Here is a 17,736-nt window from a genome sequence, read left to right on the forward strand (position 1 = left end):
GGGGTATCCCCTCATTTTGTTTTTAATCGCTTTATTACTATTGAATGTCAAAATCTTGTCCCCATATAGTTTATATTCTGAGGTGCGGTTTCGATCACTTTGTGCCTTGAAACCCTTAAATTGGCGTAAGCTAAACGAAGAGAGAGCTTTATGAATCCTGAGCGTTCCGAACGCATTGAAATACCCGTATTGCCTCTGCGTGATGTAGTGGTATACCCACATATGGTGATCCCACTGTTTGTTGGACGTGAAAAATCCATTCACAGTCTGGAAGCAGCGATGGATCATGACAAGCAGGTAATGCTGGTTGCCCAAAAAGAAGCCTCAACTGATGAGCCAGGGGTAAATGATCTTTTTTCTGTCGGTACCGTAGCTTCCGTTCTACAAATGTTGAAACTGCCCGATGGGACAGTCAAAGTACTGGTAGAAGGTTTAAAACGTGCCCATATCAGCACACTGACAGATAATGGTGAATATTTCTTGGCTCAGGCTGAGTACCTAACGTCTGAAGCTGTTGATGAAAAAGAACAAGAAGCATTAATCCGTGTGGCGATTAATCAGTTTGAAGGCTATATCAAACTGAACAAAAAAATCCCACCAGAAGTTTTAACTTCACTAAATGCAATTGATGAAGTTGATAAATTAGCAGATACCATCGCTTCACATATGCCGTTGAAATTAGCGGATAAACAGCGTGTATTAGAAATGTCAGATGTAGGCGAGCGCCTAGAATATCTGATGGAAATGATGGAATCTGAAATCGATCTGCTGCAAGTTGAAAAACGCATTCGTAATCGCGTTAAAAAGCAGATGGAAAAAAGTCAGCGTGAATATTATCTGAACGAACAAATGAAAGCGATTCAGAAAGAATTAGGCGAGATGGATGATACGCCTGATGAATATGAATCTCTGAAACGTAAAATTGAAGAAGCCAAAATGCCGAAAGAGGCGCATGAAAAGGCGGAAGCAGAGTTACAAAAACTGAAAATGATGTCACCAATGTCAGCGGAAGCCACAGTGGTTCGCAGTTACATTGAGTGGATGATCCAAGTTCCATGGAATGCGCGCAGTAAAGTGAAAAAAGACCTGATTAAAGCGCAGGAAGTGTTAGATAGCGATCATTACGGTCTTGAGCGAGTTAAAGAACGTATTCTTGAGTATCTCGCGGTACAAAGCCGGGTTAGTAAAATTAAAGGGCCCATTCTCTGTTTGGTGGGGCCTCCAGGGGTAGGTAAAACCTCGTTAGGCCAATCTATTGCCAAAGCGACAGGCCGTAAATACGTGCGCATGGCCTTAGGTGGCGTACGAGATGAAGCTGAAATCCGTGGACATCGTCGTACCTATATTGGCTCTATGCCGGGTAAACTGATCCAGAAAATGGCTAAAGTTGGGGTTAAAAATCCATTATTCTTATTAGATGAAATCGATAAGATGTCATCCGATATGCGTGGTGATCCCGCTTCAGCTTTACTTGAGGTATTAGATCCAGAGCAAAATATTGCATTTAATGATCATTATTTAGAAGTCGATTATGATTTGTCTGATGTAATGTTTGTTGCGACCTCAAACTCGATGAATATTCCTGCGCCATTGCTTGACCGTATGGAAGTTATTCGTCTTTCCGGTTATACCGAAGATGAAAAACTGAATATCGCAATGCAGCATTTGTTGCCTAAACAGCTTCAGCGTAATGCATTGAAAAAAGGCGAATTAACCATCGATGAAAGCGCAATTATGGGGATTATTCGTTACTATACCCGTGAAGCTGGCGTACGTAGTCTCGAACGTGAAATTTCTAAATTGTGCCGTAAAGCTGTAAAAACGTTGCTGATGGATAAATCCCTTAAGCATATCGATATTACTGCTGACAATTTGAAAGATTTCTTAGGTGTACGTAAAGTCGATTACGGTCGTGCCGATACTGAAAACCGTGTGGGCCAAGTCACTGGATTAGCATGGACTGAAGTAGGCGGCGATCTGCTGACAATTGAAACCGCTTGTGTTCCTGGAAAAGGAAAATTAACTTACACCGGTTCACTGGGTGAAGTTATGCAAGAATCAATTCAGGCTGCATTAACCGTAGTCAGAGCGCGTGCGGACAAATTAGGTATCAATAGTGATTTCTATGAAAAACGTGATATCCATGTGCATGTGCCTGAAGGGGCAACACCAAAAGATGGTCCAAGCGCCGGTATTGCGATGTCAACCGCATTGGTTTCTTGTTTAACAGGTAATCCTGTACGCGCTGAAGTTGCTATGACCGGTGAAATAACGTTGAGGGGGCAAGTATTGCCAATTGGCGGGCTAAAAGAGAAATTATTAGCGGCGCATCGTGGTGGTATTAAAGTGGTTCTGATCCCTGAAGAAAATAAACGTGATTTGGAAGAAATTCCAGATAACGTGATTGCTGATTTAGAAATTCATCCAGTGAAAACTATTGAAGAGGTTTTGGCATTAGCATTGCAAAATCCACCGATGGGTATGGAAGTGGTAACTAAACAGTAATAACAGAGCGAGTTTAATCAACCACTCAGAATAAAAGACTGACAGTGCAATTGACGCTTGTCAGTCTTTTTTTTGTGAAATTAATCTAAACGAAGATTCTGATAATTATGTGTGGAGAATATGTTCTCTTGCCATTAATTATCAGTATTGATATAACGACAACATCACATTAAGGGCTATTTTAAAGCTTAAAGTGATAGCCAAACTAATTATGGGGATAATAAGCGTGAATAAATCACAATTAATTGATCAAATCGCAGCAGATGCAAATATTTCTAAAGCCGCAGCAGGTCGTGTTGTTGATACTTTCGTAGCATCAATTACAGACTCTTTAAAACAAGGTGACGATGTTGCATTAGTTGGATTCGGTACTTTTGCAGTGAGTGATCGCGCTGCCCGTACTGGTCGTAACCCACAGACAGGTGCGAAAATTGAGATAGCAGCGACCAAAGTGCCTAAATTCCGTCCAGGAAAAGCCTTAAAAGACGCTGTTAATTCATAATTATTCAGTATCAGGTTATTATTTCTGCTTATTTTAGAGAAACTGACACTGACTCATCAGCGCTGTTAGGATAATATAGAGTGCATCATGGAAATGATGCGCTTTTTTTTCTATTAAAGTTTAAGATAGCGTATCATTAGCTAATTGAAATCAACAAAGCGGAGTTAAGCCTTTTTATGATGGACAATCTACGCACGGCGGCGAACAGTCCTGTGCTTAAAATCGTGCTGGGTGTAATCATGGTGTCGTTTGTATTAACCGGCGTCGGTGGTTATCTGATTAGTGGATCTGCGAATGATGCAGCTGAAGTTAATGGCCAGCCAATTTCTCGCGCACAACTGCAACAGGCTTTTCAACAAGAAAGACAAACGATGCAGGAACGTCTGGGCGATAGATTTTCTGAAGTTGCTAGCAATGAACAAACGATGAATCAGTTGCGTCGTCAGGCACTTGAAAACTTAATTAATGTGTCTTTATTCAATCAATATGCTAACAAACTTGGTCTTTCTGCCAGCGATGCTCAGATTAAACAGAGCATTTTTGAAATGCCTATCTTCCAAGTTGATGGCCAATTCAATAGTGACAGATATCGCGCAGTACTCGCTCAATACAATATAAATGCTGATAATTTGGCACAACAAATTGGTCAGGATTTAGTCAGAGAACAGCTAGGAAATACATTTAGCGGAACCGAGTTTGCTTTACCTTCAGAAGTTAAAGCCTACGCTGAATTAATTATGCAGAAACGCGATATTCGTTCTGCAACCTTGTCTTTAATTGATATGCAGAAAAAACAGACAGTTACGGAACAAGAACTACAGGATTATTATCACTCCAATCAAAGTAGTTTCCTTTCTCCTGAAAAAGTTAAAGTTAGCTATATCAAATTAGATGCTGCGAATATGTCTTCTGATGTAAAAATTACGGATGAAGAAATTAAAACTTACTATGAGCAGAATCTTAAGAACTTTACTCAGCCTCAACAGCAACAATACAGTATGATCCAAGTTGCGACTCCAGAAGAGGCCGCTGAAATTGAATCAGCGTTAAAACAAGGTGCTGATTTTGCTACGCTTGCTAGCGAAAAATCTACTGATAAATTTAGTGCCGCGAATAAAGGTGTAATTGGTTGGATGGAAGCAACATCTACGCCGAGCGAAATTATTGATGCTAATCTGACAGAGAAAGGTCAACTTTCTGCACCGATTAAATCAACGGCGGGCTATATTATTTTCCGTTTAGACGATATTAAACCGGAAGTGATTAAGCCGCTGGATCAAGTGAAGTCACAAATTGAAACGACTTTACGTCAAGATTCTGAAATTAAACAATTTTATGACTTGCAACAAAAAGTCAGTGATGCAGCGACAAATGATAATGAATCATTGATTTCAGCAGAAGAAGCGGCAGGAATTAAAAAAGTCACCACCGATTGGTTTGATCGTAATAATCCGCCACAAGAACTGAATTTCAATAAAGTTATTGCTGAAATATTTAGTGATCGTTTAGTTGATGCCAATGGCACCACCGGATTAAACTCTGACGTTATTAATGTCGAAGGTGATCGTGCATTTGTTATTCGAGTGGATGAATATAAACCTGAAGCAGTACAACCATTTGATAGCGTTAAACAAGAGATTACCGATCTGGTGAAGCGTCAAAAAGCAGAAGTTGCATTACAAGCTGAGAGTGCCAAGCTGTTAGCGGCGTTAAAAGACGGTAAAGGCGAAGCGGCATTAACTGAAGCTGGCGTACATTTTGATGCATCTAAGACCGTGACTCGTCTTGAACAGCAAAATCCGATTGTAGATACGGCATTTTCAATGCCTGAACCACAGGAAGGCAAACCAACGTTTGCTAGCGCGCGTGATAGTTTAGGTAACGTGGTTATTATTCAGTTAGATAAAGTTATTGCCGGTCAGCCTGAAGATCAAGATTTACAAGGTTTTGCTCAGCAATATAAAGCATTAATGAGTGCAGCGATGCAGGAAACATTGATGATTAATTTGCGTGATAATGCAAAAGTTGAAGTTTTGAATTTAGAATAACAGCTTGAAGCTAACGCCTAACATAAAGAGCAGAAAGTGGAATAATAATTCTCGCAAAAATATGTACAGGCTCGCAAAATAAGATTATTTTGCTGTAACAGAAAGGCTACCTTTGGGTAGCCTTTCTTGTTTCTATCAATAACTAGCAGCTTGGATGATTTATTCAGGCATGATGAAAGCTCGCTCAAAGGAGAAATAAATCATGTTATGGAATAAACAACGAAAACTAGGAACAGCTTTGATATTTATTACATCATTGCTGTCAGTGGTACCCACATTAGTGCTGGCGGATAAAGCAAAAGCAGATACCAGCTCAGAGTTAGTGAGTAAATTAATTTCGAAAAATAAACCAGATAAGAGTGAAAGCGATACATTAACCAAAGGGTCAGCGGCAGTTTCTGCTACATCCAGTGATCTGGTTAATATTAATAAAGCGGATGCTGATGAGTTAGCCTTAAAGCTAAGTGGTATTGGTATTCGTAAGGCACAAGCCATTATTGATTACCGAGAAAAATTTGGTGATTTTAAATCTATTGAAAACTTACAAGAAGTTAATGGGATAGGACCTTTATTCATCGAAAATAACAGAGATAAACTCAAGTTATAAATAGCTTTAGCCACCATAACTAATTGTTTTGGTGGTTATTTTATCTTTATTAATTATTTTTGTTATTTATGTTTTATTATTGTGATGCACTTCGTAAGTTGGTAAAACTATCGAAAAATTAATTTAATATTTGTTATGTTATAACTAAATTTATAATAACTAGAGGTGGATATGGCATCACAAATTAAAGTTATTGGTTATCATATTGATGTTTTTGGTCATGTAAATAATGCTCGCTATCTTGAATTTTATGAAATGGAGCGCTGGGCATGGCTAGATAAAAACCAGCTTAAAGAATGGATGATGCAAAATAAAATAGCTATGGTGGCAGTTAATATTAATGTTAATTATCGCATTGGGGCTATATTAGGAGATCAATTAACGATCAGTTCTTCAATACAGAAAATAGGCCAAAAAAGTGCGATATGCTATCAGCAGATAACTCGCGAGAGAAATCAAACCAAAGAATTAGTTTCTGATGCGGCAATTACTTTTGTTTTTATTGATTTAATAACTAATAAGGCGTTACCGATTACGGATAAATTGAGGCAGATACTCGATCTGAATGATGAAAATTAGCGTAAATTTTAATTGTATTGAGTCGTCATCTTTACCTTACATAGTATAAAGATGACACTCGTTTAGCTCAGTCTATTTCAGTTTAGTTGATAAGGATTATGCTAAACCTACTTTTTGTTTCATTGACTGCATAATTGCTGATTTATTATCTTGATAACGCTCTAAACCATTTGCCCTAAGGTGGCAAGCAGCACATTCGCCACAGCCATCACCTTGAATACCGTTATAGCAAGTTAATGTGTCTTGGCGGATTGTTTCTAAATGTTCATAGTAGTCAGCTAGTGCCCAAGTTTCCGCTTTATCGAGCCACATTAATGGTGTTTCGAAACGAATATCACGAGCAAGGCCCGCAGAAACTGCTGTATTTAATGCTTTAACAAAATCATTCCTGCAATCAGGATAACCGGAAAAGTCTGTTTCACAGACCCCAGTGATAACGGCTTCTGCTTGAACTTGGTATGCATAAATAGCCGCGAGAGTAAGAAATAAAATATTGCGGCCAGGAACAAAAGTACTAGGGATCGCACTCTTTTCACTTTCAGAGAAATCGGGTACCGGAATATTATCCCGAGTTAAACTACTAATCGCGAGTTCATTGAGTAAAGTCACATCCAGCGTTTTATGTGCTGAAGCACCAAGATTTTTGCTCAGTCGTTGGGCAACTTGAATTTCCGCACGGTGGCGTTGTCCATAGTCAAAAGTGACACAATGGACATCATCATAATTTTTAAGTGCTTGAATTAGGCAAGTTGTTGAATCTTGACCACCACTGAACACTACAACTGCACGTTTCATTACTTATATCTCCCGATAAATATTTATCGGCTATTGGCTATTTTCAAGCCCTAGCCAGTTATCTGCTAATATATTACATCAATTTGCTATACGTCATTGTAAGCTGATTGATAGCTCTTTGCTTACTGAGTTTTGTTTATTAATGAAGAGTATTTTAAGCGATATATACTAGCCGAATAATTCGGCTGGATACTTACCTACTGAGAGTAATGCCAGTTGATTTTCTGTATTATTGTTGAAAATGAATCATATAATGTCTATATCGCTCAATCTAGATAAAATTTTTCTGAGTTTATTATAAAATATAAAAAATAATTTCCTGGCAGTGTTTAATCTAATACGCTTGATACTATCAGGGGAGCAAAATGAGTCTTCAAGTGGATTAATCAGATGTTAGATAAAATAGATAAAAAACTTCTTAGTCTCTTACAAGTTGATAGCAGTGTTTCGTTGAATACGTTAGCCGAAGCGGTTAATTTAACCTCAACGCCTTGCTGGAAAAGATTAAAACGTCTTGAAGATGAAGGGTATATTTTAGGTCGAGTGACCTTATTAGACAGTGAAAAGCTAGGTTTAGGATTAACTGTCATTGTAATGATCAGAACACAGCACCATAACAGTGAATGGTATGAACAATTCGTAACTTTTGTTAATCAAATGCCAGAAGTGATGGCATTCTATCGGATGGCCGGTGAATACGACTATTTGATGCAAGTTGAAGTCAGAGATATGAAATCATACGATTTATTTTATAAAAAGTTAGTCAATGGCGTGCAAGGATTGATTGATGTCACCTCCAGTTTTGCTATGGAACGAATAAAGTATACTACGGCATTGCCAATTCCAGACTAGTTGATAAATTTATAGATACTGCGATATTAAATATCGACTTATCTTATTCTTTGGTATTTTTTACTAACCATTCAAGGCAATAAAACGTGCGATTATTTTCTCAGCTACGCTGGTATTTTTTCAGTGAGTGGCGGCGTTATACCGGCGCTGTTTGCTTTTTGGTACTTATAGCAATATTACAAATAATACCCCCACGCCTTGTGGGACTGGTTATCGATGGTATCAGTCGCGGGACCATGAGTCGTCAGCAATTAGTGGTATGGGTTGCAGTAATGCTAGGAATTGCATTACTCGTTTATGGTTTACGTTATATTTGGCGTCTTTGGTTATTTGGTGCTTCCTATAAGCTAGCGATACAATTAAGGCAAAAAATTTATCAGCAACTTAGTCAGCAAGATCAGGTTTTTTATTTACGTCATCGTACGGGCGATCTTATTGCGCGTACAACCAATGATGTTGATCGTGTCGTTTTTGCGGCGGGTGAAGGTGTTTTAACGCTGGTGGATTCATTAGTTATGGGCTGCGCGGTGTTAATTATGATGAGCATAGATATTAGTTGGCAATTGACTCTTTTAGCTTTGGTTCCCATGCCAATTATGGCATTAGTGATAAAACGCTATGGTGATCAATTACATTACCGATTTAAACATGCGCAAGGGGCCTTCTCATTATTGAATAATCAGGCGCAAGAAAGCTTAACTAGTATTCGGATGATCAAAGCATTTGGTTTGGAAGATAATCAATCTAATCAATTTGAACAGGTCGCAACAGAGACCGGGCGCCGCAATATGCACGTGGCTGAAATTGATGCCCGATTTGATCCTACTATTTTTATTGCCATTGGTATGGCTAATTTATTGGCGATAGGCGGTGGAAGTTGGATGGTATTACATGACACGCTTACGCTAGGTGAATTAACAAGTTTTATCATGTATTTAGGTTTAATGATTTGGCCAATGCTAGCACTTGCATGGATGTTTAATATCGTTGAGAGAGGGAGCGCAGCTTATAGTCGCATACGTTCTTTACTCGATGAAACACCTAGTGTAAATGAAGGGCAAGAACTATTGAAGCCAATGAGAGGCCAATTGCACGTTGATATTGCTCGTTTCATTTATCCTGAAGCACAAAGAGCGTCATTACATAATATTCAATTTACTTTATCGCCGGGGGAATTATTGGGAATTTGTGGTCCTACGGGATCTGGAAAATCAACATTAATTGCTTTGTTACAACGTCAGTTTGATTTAAGCGAAGGGTCTATATTGTTCCAATCAATTGATCTACGAGAAATTAAGCTGGATAACTGGCGAGCTCGTTTGGCCGTAGTTAATCAAAATCCGTTTTTGTTTTCGGCCAGCATTGCTGAGAATATCGCCTTAGGAAAACCCGAAGCAACGGAAGATGAAATTATTACTGCGGCACGTTTAGCCAATGTGCATGATGATATTATGCGCCTACCAGAAGGTTATCATACAGAAGTTGGTGAGCGTGGGGTCATGTTATCAGGTGGGCAAAAACAGAGAATTTCTATTGCTCGCGCCTTATTATTAGATGCTGAGATATTGGTTTTAGATGATGCATTATCGGCCGTAGATGGCCAGACTGAATATCAAATTTTACAAAATCTGGCTCAATGGCGTACTGATCGTACCTTAATTATTAGTGCTCATCGTTTATCCGCATTAACTGAAGCAGATAATATCTTGGTATTATCTCAAGGGGCGATCGCTGCACAAGGCACCCATGCACAGTTAATATCATCAATGGGTTGGTATAAAGATATGTATCATTACCAGCAGATTGAAGCCGAATTGGATGATTACTAATGAGTCAAAAACGTCCTTTATGGCCAGCGCTTAAGCGGTTACTTTCTTACGGGAAAGCTCACCGAAAGCCGATGGTTATTGCAATTATTATGTTGTGGGTTGCGGCATTGGCTGAGGTTAGTGGCCCATTATTAGTAAGTTATTTTATTGATAATATGGTCGCGACCAAGACGGTTGAGTTATCAATGACGGTATTACTCGCCATTGCTTTTATTGTGCTGCAAATTACCGCAGCTGTGCTTCATTATTATCAAACTATTCTATTTAATCGCGCATCTGTTGGTGTTGTTCAGCAACTCCGGACAGATACGATGAGTGCAGCTATTCGTCAGCCTCTGAGTGCTTTTGATAATCAGCCCGTAGGTCAATTAATTTCAAGGGTAACTAATGATACCGAAGTGATTAAAGATTTATTTATCACTGTAGTTCCTACAGTATTTCGTAGTTTGGCTCTAGTTTGTGCCATGTTGATTGCGATGTATTCACTTGACTGGCGAATGGCATCGATCGCGATATTAATTTTTCCGGCGGTATTTGTGGTGATGGTTATTTATCAACGTTTGAGTACGCCGATTGTCAGACGAGTAAGATCTTATTTAGCGGATATTAATAATGGATTTAACGAAATTATTAATGGAATGACTGTTATACAACAGTTTCGTCAGCAGGCTAGATTTGGCGAAAAAATGTTTTCAGCCAGCCGAGATCACTATAATGCACGAATGCAGGCTCTTAAATTAGATGGTATTTTGCTGCGTCCATTATTAAGTCTATTTTCTGCCGCTATTTTATGTGGCCTCTTATTATTATTTGGTTTTGAAGGAACAGAAACGGTAGGTGTTGGTGTTTTATACGCGTTTATCAATTATTTAGGGCGTTTAAATCAACCACTAATAGAATTAACCTCTCAGCAATCTATGCTACAACAAGCGGTTGTGTCCGGTGAAAGAGTTTTTGAATTGATGGATAGCCCACAACAAGCATATGGACAAGAAATTGCACCATTAAACAGTGGTAAAATCGATATCAAAAATTTATCTTTCAGTTATAAAAAAGATCGCCCTGTGCTGCAAAATATTAATTTGCATGTCCCAGCCCATGGTTTTTTAGCACTAGTTGGGCATACGGGAAGTGGTAAAAGCACTATCGCTAATTTATTGATGGGTTATTACCCTTGGCAACAAGGTGATATTTATTTTGATAACCGTCCACTGCATACCTTATCCCATCAAGTTTTGCGTAATGGCATTGCTATGGTTCAGCAAGATCCAGTGGTTTTGGCTGTCTCATTTTTTGATAATATTGCTTTAGGTCGTGATATTTCTGAAGAAAGGGTCTGGCAAGTATTGGAGATGGTGCAATTAGCCGAACATGTAAGTTCTTTGCCTGATGGATTAGATTCAGTGTTAGGTGAGCAAGGAAATACTTTATCTGCAGGGCAAAAGCAATTATTAGCGATGGCTAGAGTATTAGTTCAAACCCCTAAAATATTGATATTAGATGAAGCGACGGCCAATATTGACTCTGGAACTGAGCAAGCAATTCAGAAAGCATTATATTTAATTCGCAAAAAGACGACGTTAGTTGTTATTGCTCATCGATTATCAACGATTGTTGAAGCCTCTCAAATTGTTGTGCTTCATCGTGGTGCAATAGTTGAGCAAGGAACTCATCAGCAATTATTGCAACGAAAAGGCCGCTATCACCAAATGTATCAACTTCAACAAGTGGGTGAATCGTTAAATGTATCGACTGATGATCCTTTATTAATTTAATGTCTTAATATCATAACGCACGAAAATAATGCAAATTCAATGGCGACAGTATAACTGTCGCCATTTTTTTTGCTATCTAATTGATAATCAAATAATTTTAATATTGGCATATAGATTGCTTTATATAAATTGTAGTTATTTATTTAGGCAATTAAAAGCAGGGGAAAGATGTTTATTACTAATTATCCAAAGCGCTAATTTTTATAATCATCGACCAATAAATTGAGATAGATAAGATATTATATTCACACGCGAGCGGAGAATAATATGAAATACATTATTGCAATTATTAAACCTTTCAAATTAGAGGATGTCCGCGAAGCGTTATCTGATATCGGTATTCAAGGATTAACTATTTCAGAGATTCGTGGTTTCGGTCGTCAAAAAGGTCATTCAGAACTTTACCGTGGTGCCGAGTATACCGTCGATTTCTTGCCCAAAGTAAAAATGGAAATAGCTGTCACAGAGGAGCAATTCGAGCCAGTAATTGAGGCAATTGAACAGGCCGCTAAAACTGGCAAGGTAGGTGACGGTAAAATTTTTGTATTAGATTTAGAGCAAGTGGTGCGGATCCGTACAGGTGAAAAAGCTGATGATGCTATTTAGGAGATGAATGATGAACAAGTTATTTTATAGAAGTTTAATGTTAGTACTTACTTGCTTACCGTTCATGGCTGTATCTGAGCCGGCGACATTAGATAAAGCAGATAATGCTTTTATGATGATTTGCACTGCATTAGTCTTATTTATGATCTTACCCGGGATAGCACTATTTTATGGCGGCTTACTAAGAGCGAAAAACGTATTATCCTTGATGGCTCAAGTGGTAGTTATTTTTGCTTTAGTTTCTGTTATTTGGATTGTATATGGCTACAGTATCGCTTTCAGTGAAGGTAATGATTTCTTTGGTGGTTTTGATCAAGTGATGCTGAAAAATATTACTTTAAGCAGTATGACAGGCTCTATTCCTCAATTTATTCATGTTGTTTTTCAGGGCGCATTTGCTAGCCTGACCGTTGCATTAGTCGCCGGCGCATTAAGTGAACGTATTAAGTTCTCTGCAGTACTTATTTTTAGTCTGATTTGGACGACATTTGCTTATTTACCGATGGCTCATATGGTTTGGGGGGGAGGTTGGCTATCTCAAGATGGTGCGTTAGATTTTGCGGGAGGAACGGTCGTTCATATTAATGCTGCAGTTGCAGGGTTAGTGGGGGCTTACTTTTTAGGCAAGCGTGCTGGTTTGGGCAAAGAAGCGATTAAACCGCATAACTTACCAATGGTATTTATTGGTGCGGCTATATTATTTATCGGTTGGTTTGGTTTCAATGCCGGATCTGCTGGTGCCGCAGATGAGGTCGCAGCCTTAGCATTTATTAATACAGTTGTTGCAACATCGGGGGCGATATTGTCATGGGCACTCTCTGAATGGTTATTCCGCGGTCAGCCTTCATTATTAGGTGCATCATCAGGGTGCCTTGCTGGATTAGTTGGGATTACACCTGCTGCAGGAACAGTCGGTATTGGCGGCGCATTAATTATTGGATTACTCTGCGGTGCTGCTGGTTTATGGGGAGTTGTGGTATTAAAACGTTGGCTGAAAGCAGATGATGTCTGTGATGTCTTTGGTGTACACGGTGTCTGTGGAATTATAGGCTGCTTACTAACCGGTATTTTAACCGCATCGGTGTTTGGTGGAACCGGTTATGCAGAAGGCATGACCATGGCTAAGCAAGCAGGAGTGCAGGCATTAAGTATTGTAATATGTATCGTTTGGACAGCTATTGTTGCTGCATGCGCCTTTAAGTTTGCCGATATGACCGTGGGTTTAAGAGTCAGTATTGAACAAGAGCGTGAAGGTTTAGATGTCACATCACATGGCGAAAGTGCATATAATTAATTAGCTAATATATTAGAGCTTTAAGCTATTAATTGTAAGTGATTACTTACTACGACTATTATTAATAACGAGCTGTAACGAATGAGCAAATTTCAGAAATTAATCTTTTTTGAGACAGTTATAAAATAAAAGTTGAATGGCAGAATAATGCTCTGATATCGATGGGTTAAGAATAAAATAGAACGATACTCCAGTTCTGTAAATATCCGTAGTCTTCCTAAGATTACGGATTTTTTTATTATTTGATTAAGTTGTTGATATAATTTATTATTTTTATTAAGGAGGCTTCCACTTTTCCTGTTCTCCTTTCTACTGAACTCATCAAAGTATATTTGATCAATACTGATATTATTACTCTACATAAATATCGACTTCCGATGTAAATGATGGTTTGAGATGTTACTGGAATGTCGATTTTCAGGTCACTTTTTATAGCTCAGCTTGTCTCACATCTTTATATTGCTTTTACCTAGAAAATAGCACTATGTTATACAAAGTATGGTTATTCAGGTTCGACAGCGGCTGGATGAAGATATTATTCGCAAAGTATTTGAAAAAAATAAGGTAGCTCTGGTTAGAAACATTACCTTTGTTGAACGGGTGCGAATTAATTTTGGTGGCCATAGATGGATCGCTTTGGTGTATATCCTATCCCCCGAAAATGATACAGCGTTCGGGCAGATAGCAAATAAACACTGTTACTCTGATTGTCCTCAGCCACTCTCAGACAATATCCGATAAAAATTTTATACATTTGATATATTGTCTCATTGGTAAATATCAAATATAGAAAAACATGGAATGCCGGCTCAACGACAAAGACATGACTTCAGAGCAGTAAATAAAAAGCCGCAATGATATATATTGCGGCGTCATTAGATATTTAACTGGCAAGCATTACAGTATAATACTGTCATTATTTATAATATATTATCTATTTACAATCAGTTATCTGGTTGATCGTGAATGATTAATTATTACGTATCCGCATCAAACCTTCTTGCACCGCAGTTGCTATCAGGTTTCCTCTTTGGTCATAAATTTGTCCTTTTACAAACCCACGACCACCGGAGGCTGAAGGGCTTTCAATGGCATATAATAGCCATTCATCGAGCTTAAATGGACGATGAAACCACATAGAGTGATCTATTGTTGCTACTTGTAAGTTTCTTTCCATAAATCCGCGACCATGTGGCTGAAGTGCGGTTGGTAAAAAGTTATAGTCAGAAACATAGCCTAATAAATAATGATGCAAAGAAGGAATATCTGGTAATTCTCCTTGCGATTTAAACCAAATATAACGATTTGGTTCTTGTGGTTTATTGTCAAATGGGCTGTAAAATTCAATCGGTCTAAATTCAAAGGGATTCGGACGTAATGCGTATTTTCTTATTGCCTCAGGAAGATTAGCCGCTATTTTTTCAATAATTTTATCTTGAGAAATTAAGTTATCAGGTCCAGGAATATCAGGCATTAAATTTTGATGCTGATATCCATCTTCTTGGGTTTGAAATGAAGCGGTCATGTAAAAAATAGGTTTACCGTGCTGGATCGCACTAACACGACGCGCACTAAAACTACCGCCATCTCTTAGAATTTCAACATCATAGACAATTGGTCGGCGGCTATCTCCAGGGCGAAGAAAATAGCTATGAAATGAATTAATCATTCGTTCACTTGGTACAGTTTGTTCTGCCGCATACATTGCTTGCCCAACAACTTGACCGCCAAATACTTGTGGTAAACCAAGATCTTCACTTTGTCCTCGAAACAAACCTTCCTCAATTTTTTCGAGTTCCATTAATTCAATCAGATTTTTTAATGCTGGACTCATAATCAACTTTCACCTAATCATCATAACTCAATGTAAATATTCTCCCACTAAAAGAATTAAAGAGGTAGGAGATTTAATTTTTATTACGTTTAATTGAAAGGCATGTTTAGTATAGGAATAGCTATTATTAACTCGTTAACGATACCTGTTATTATGTTTATAATCACTATGTTATGTGTGGTTATTGAGTTTGTTTTTTATTATTTTACTGGCTTTAATTCTTATTTTTATCAGATTATAGAAGGTCATTTTTAGCAAAAACTAATTTTAATTGATGATTATCTAGCTATGCTAACTATAAATTTGTGTATAATTAATTAAATTAAGTAAAAAAGTGTGTATTTATATAACCAAGATAGTTTAAATTTAACAAAATTTGTCATCGGAAACGCGATATGAAGGTTTGTAATGTAATCATCGCCTTAGCATCTATTTTCGTATTATCTTCGTGTGAAGGTAACGGAAAAAATATAGAGTTCTTTGCACCGAAAGACGATGCTAGTAAGAATACTACGGATATTAGTACTGTAAATGGATCTATCATGGTATTACAACGCATTGCGTTGCCTAAAAATGCCATTATTACTGTAACTTTATCGGATGCCTCTTTGTTTGGCGTTCCTTCTGTTATCCTTTCTCAAAAATCCTATAATACAAAGGGGCATCAATCGCCGTTTCCCTTTGAGATTAAGTATAAAAAAAGCGAAGTTAGACCAGATGCAAAAGTTATTGTGAGTGCTACGATTTCAGTAGAAGGAAAATTATGGTATGTGACCGATTCCCTCTATGAAGTAGTAAATAATGGCGTGGATAATAATGTTGAGATAGTGCTGACAGCGGTTGATAACGGTAGCTGAGCGATAAATGGTTATGAATATACAATGGGTGTTTATTAAGTTAAATTAATGATATTCGCTATTAATTAGAACATCATTGTATAATAAATAAGCGATTGGTAGCTCGATTGTTGCTATTATTTTTTATATCACGCATAATGCCCTCGCTTTATTAGAAGCACTCAATGGGAACCCTGTTGGTTCTCCCGCAATGCTAACTTGTTAACTTGGTCAGGTCCGGAAGGAAGCAGCCATGGCAGGGGATGTGTGTGCCGGGATGTCGCTGGCAGGGTTCCCACCCAATCTAAATCTCATCGTTATATTTCTTTATACTCTTTCTCTAGTTGCTATCGGTATCATTTGACGTTGTATCTCATAGTTCAAATATCAATATCTTATTGGATCATTCTTAATGAGCTGATTTTAATGATATTTTTAATATAAAAAAGATAGATATTTGATGAAAATTGGTATTTTTATATTGTTTTGATTTTAAATATAGTCATTTTTTATTAAAAATAGAATAAATCGTATTATGGTAATAACTTATAATTATTGTTTAATAGGAATTACTCATATAAGGGGTTTTTTATGGCGAGCGCTAGCGATATGAACAATCTCATAGGCTAATAATTATTTTTATCAGTTCAATCTAACTGTAGCTTTAATTGATATAAATTATTTTAATAAATTATATCAAAGCATCTAGCCGATAGAAAAATTAACTTATCGGCTAAAACAAATGCTATCTGATATTAGGTACTGCTGCTTATCGAACATATTTCCAGACAGATGCTGGAATTTTGTCGTACAGTTTATTCATTGTTAGTTCTGCTAGACGGTGGTCTGCAGCGGAAAAAAATAGTTCGAGTTCATCATCAGATAGCTCATATTTATTTTTTTCAATAACACGCTCTAATGTTTCAATAGTCGTGCATTTTCTTAAACGCATCAGATAGTCTGTTTTAGTCATATTTTCCTGTCTTTCATTCATAATTTAAAACTTTTAAATTTCTTTGATCGTGGAGGGAGTAAATGCATCACAGTTTGGCTACTGAACACTTTAAATCATTATTTAATTCATCAATTAAGTGAGTGTTCATTTTTTGCCAATCTGAAAATTCATTTAATGTGATTAATGGACTACCAAATAAATTATAAGTTTCATCAAGATATTCATCAACTAGAGAGATGACTAAGCGTTCACTAGGATACTTTATCTTAAATTTCCAAAAAAATGCAGCCGCATGCTCTATTAACTCATTCAGATTCGCACTTTGCTGTGAACTCAAATCATTAATCCAATGCGTTTTAGTCTTATGTAACGATAATATCGCATCATTGTTAAGACTATCACATAAATACTTTAATTCAGCAGTATCGTAATATCTGGGTGAATATTCATCCATAGTCACCTCCGGTCAGTGGATTAGAAAAAACACTTACCAGTTTTATTATGATTAATAAATTGTATTATTAATCATAATAAATTTTCTGAATTAACCCAAAAAATACTATATCAAAAAATCACTTACAAAGTACTTAGAAAGCTATTGTAATAGTATACCTAATTATTTTGATGAATTTTGATAGTGTCATTTTGGATATAGAATTGATTGGTATCACTAGTGTTCAATACGCATTAATATAGCATTATTCTTGCATAAGTCACCA

General features: G+C 37.3%; 15 protein-coding genes and 1 other RNA gene. 12 read left to right on the forward strand and 4 right to left on the reverse strand.

The features are described 5' to 3' along the window. Positions 1-150 precede the first annotated feature (150 nt). From lon to M992_RS05535, 5 genes are all read left to right on the forward strand, one after another. A complete protein-coding gene (gene lon, locus M992_RS05515; protein WP_047256426.1) occupies positions 151-2,505 on the forward strand; it encodes an endopeptidase La in 2,355 nt (784 codons plus the stop codon). Positions 2,506-2,731: 226 nt separating this feature from the next. Further along, positions 2,732-3,007 (forward strand): nucleoid-associated protein HU-beta, encoded by a 276-nt coding sequence (gene hupB / locus M992_RS05520; protein ID WP_047256425.1) that lies wholly within the window; start codon positions 2,732-2,734, stop codon positions 3,005-3,007. Between the two features lie 176 nt (positions 3,008-3,183). Continuing rightward, a complete protein-coding gene (gene ppiD / locus M992_RS05525) occupies positions 3,184-5,055 on the forward strand; it encodes a peptidylprolyl isomerase (protein ID WP_053907677.1) in 1,872 nt (623 codons plus the stop codon). 202 nt (positions 5,056-5,257) lie between these two features. Further along, positions 5,258-5,662: a ComEA family DNA-binding protein gene (locus M992_RS05530; protein WP_053907678.1), complete on the forward strand. Its 405-nt coding sequence runs from the start codon at positions 5,258-5,260 to the stop codon at positions 5,660-5,662. A 171-nt stretch (positions 5,663-5,833) separates the two neighbouring features. Next, positions 5,834-6,241: an acyl-CoA thioesterase gene (locus M992_RS05535; RefSeq protein WP_053907679.1), complete on the forward strand. Its 408-nt coding sequence runs from the start codon at positions 5,834-5,836 to the stop codon at positions 6,239-6,241. A gap of 96 nt (positions 6,242-6,337) precedes the next feature. Here M992_RS05535 and queC read toward each other — a convergent pair whose 3' ends face one another. Beyond that, positions 6,338-7,036 carry a 7-cyano-7-deazaguanine synthase QueC gene (queC, locus tag M992_RS05540; RefSeq protein ID WP_047256421.1) on the reverse strand — a complete coding sequence of 233 codons (699 nt, stop codon included), beginning with the start codon at positions 7,034-7,036 and terminating at the stop codon, positions 6,338-6,340. 390 nt (positions 7,037-7,426) lie between these two features. Here queC and M992_RS05545 point away from each other — a divergent pair, with 390 nt between their 5' ends. From M992_RS05545 to amtB, 5 genes are all read left to right on the forward strand, one after another. Then, on the forward strand, positions 7,427-7,888 hold the full coding sequence (locus M992_RS05545) for an Lrp/AsnC family transcriptional regulator (RefSeq protein WP_047256420.1): 462 nt from the start codon (positions 7,427-7,429) through the stop codon (positions 7,886-7,888). An 86-nt stretch (positions 7,889-7,974) separates the two neighbouring features. Further along, complete coding sequence (locus tag M992_RS05550; RefSeq protein WP_053907680.1) at positions 7,975-9,717, forward strand: SmdA family multidrug ABC transporter permease/ATP-binding protein; 1,743 nt, start codon at positions 7,975-7,977, stop codon at positions 9,715-9,717. Then, on the forward strand, positions 9,717-11,492 hold the full coding sequence (locus tag M992_RS05555) for a SmdB family multidrug efflux ABC transporter permease/ATP-binding protein (protein WP_047256418.1): 1,776 nt from the start codon (positions 9,717-9,719) through the stop codon (positions 11,490-11,492). The genes M992_RS05550 and M992_RS05555 overlap by 1 nt, the downstream gene beginning before the upstream one ends. Positions 11,493-11,759: 267 nt before the next feature. After that, entirely contained in the window at positions 11,760-12,098 is a 339-nt protein-coding gene (gene glnK / locus M992_RS05560; RefSeq protein ID WP_047256417.1) for a P-II family nitrogen regulator, read from the forward strand. Between the two features lie 7 nt (positions 12,099-12,105). After that, positions 12,106-13,392: an ammonium transporter AmtB gene (gene amtB / locus M992_RS05565; protein WP_390892480.1), complete on the forward strand. Its 1,287-nt coding sequence runs from the start codon at positions 12,106-12,108 to the stop codon at positions 13,390-13,392. 970 nt (positions 13,393-14,362) lie between these two features. Here the strand turns inward: amtB and tesB are convergent. Further along, on the reverse strand, positions 14,363-15,226 hold the full coding sequence (gene tesB / locus M992_RS05570) for an acyl-CoA thioesterase II (RefSeq protein ID WP_053907682.1): 864 nt from the start codon (positions 15,224-15,226) through the stop codon (positions 14,363-14,365). 395 nt (positions 15,227-15,621) lie between these two features. Here tesB and M992_RS05575 point away from each other — a divergent pair, with 395 nt between their 5' ends. Further along, positions 15,622-16,083, forward strand: a complete 462-nt coding sequence (locus M992_RS05575; protein ID WP_053907683.1) for a YbaY family lipoprotein — start codon at positions 15,622-15,624, stop codon at positions 16,081-16,083. A 174-nt stretch (positions 16,084-16,257) separates the two neighbouring features. After that, an RNA gene (gene ffs, locus M992_RS14655) (signal recognition particle sRNA small type) lies at positions 16,258-16,354 on the forward strand. Between the two features lie 477 nt (positions 16,355-16,831). Here the strand turns inward: ffs and M992_RS05580 are convergent. Both M992_RS05580 and tomB read right to left on the reverse strand, forming a co-directional pair. Then, positions 16,832-17,035 carry an HHA domain-containing protein gene (locus M992_RS05580; protein ID WP_047256413.1) on the reverse strand — a complete coding sequence of 68 codons (204 nt, stop codon included), beginning with the start codon at positions 17,033-17,035 and terminating at the stop codon, positions 16,832-16,834. A gap of 67 nt (positions 17,036-17,102) precedes the next feature. Continuing rightward, positions 17,103-17,471: an Hha toxicity modulator TomB gene (gene tomB, locus M992_RS05585; protein WP_053907684.1), complete on the reverse strand. Its 369-nt coding sequence runs from the start codon at positions 17,469-17,471 to the stop codon at positions 17,103-17,105. Between the last annotated feature and the right edge of the window lie 265 nt (positions 17,472-17,736).

It is taken from the genome of Moellerella wisconsensis ATCC 35017 (assembly GCF_001294465.1).
Classification (GTDB): Bacteria; Pseudomonadota; Gammaproteobacteria; order Enterobacterales; family Enterobacteriaceae; genus Moellerella; species Moellerella wisconsensis.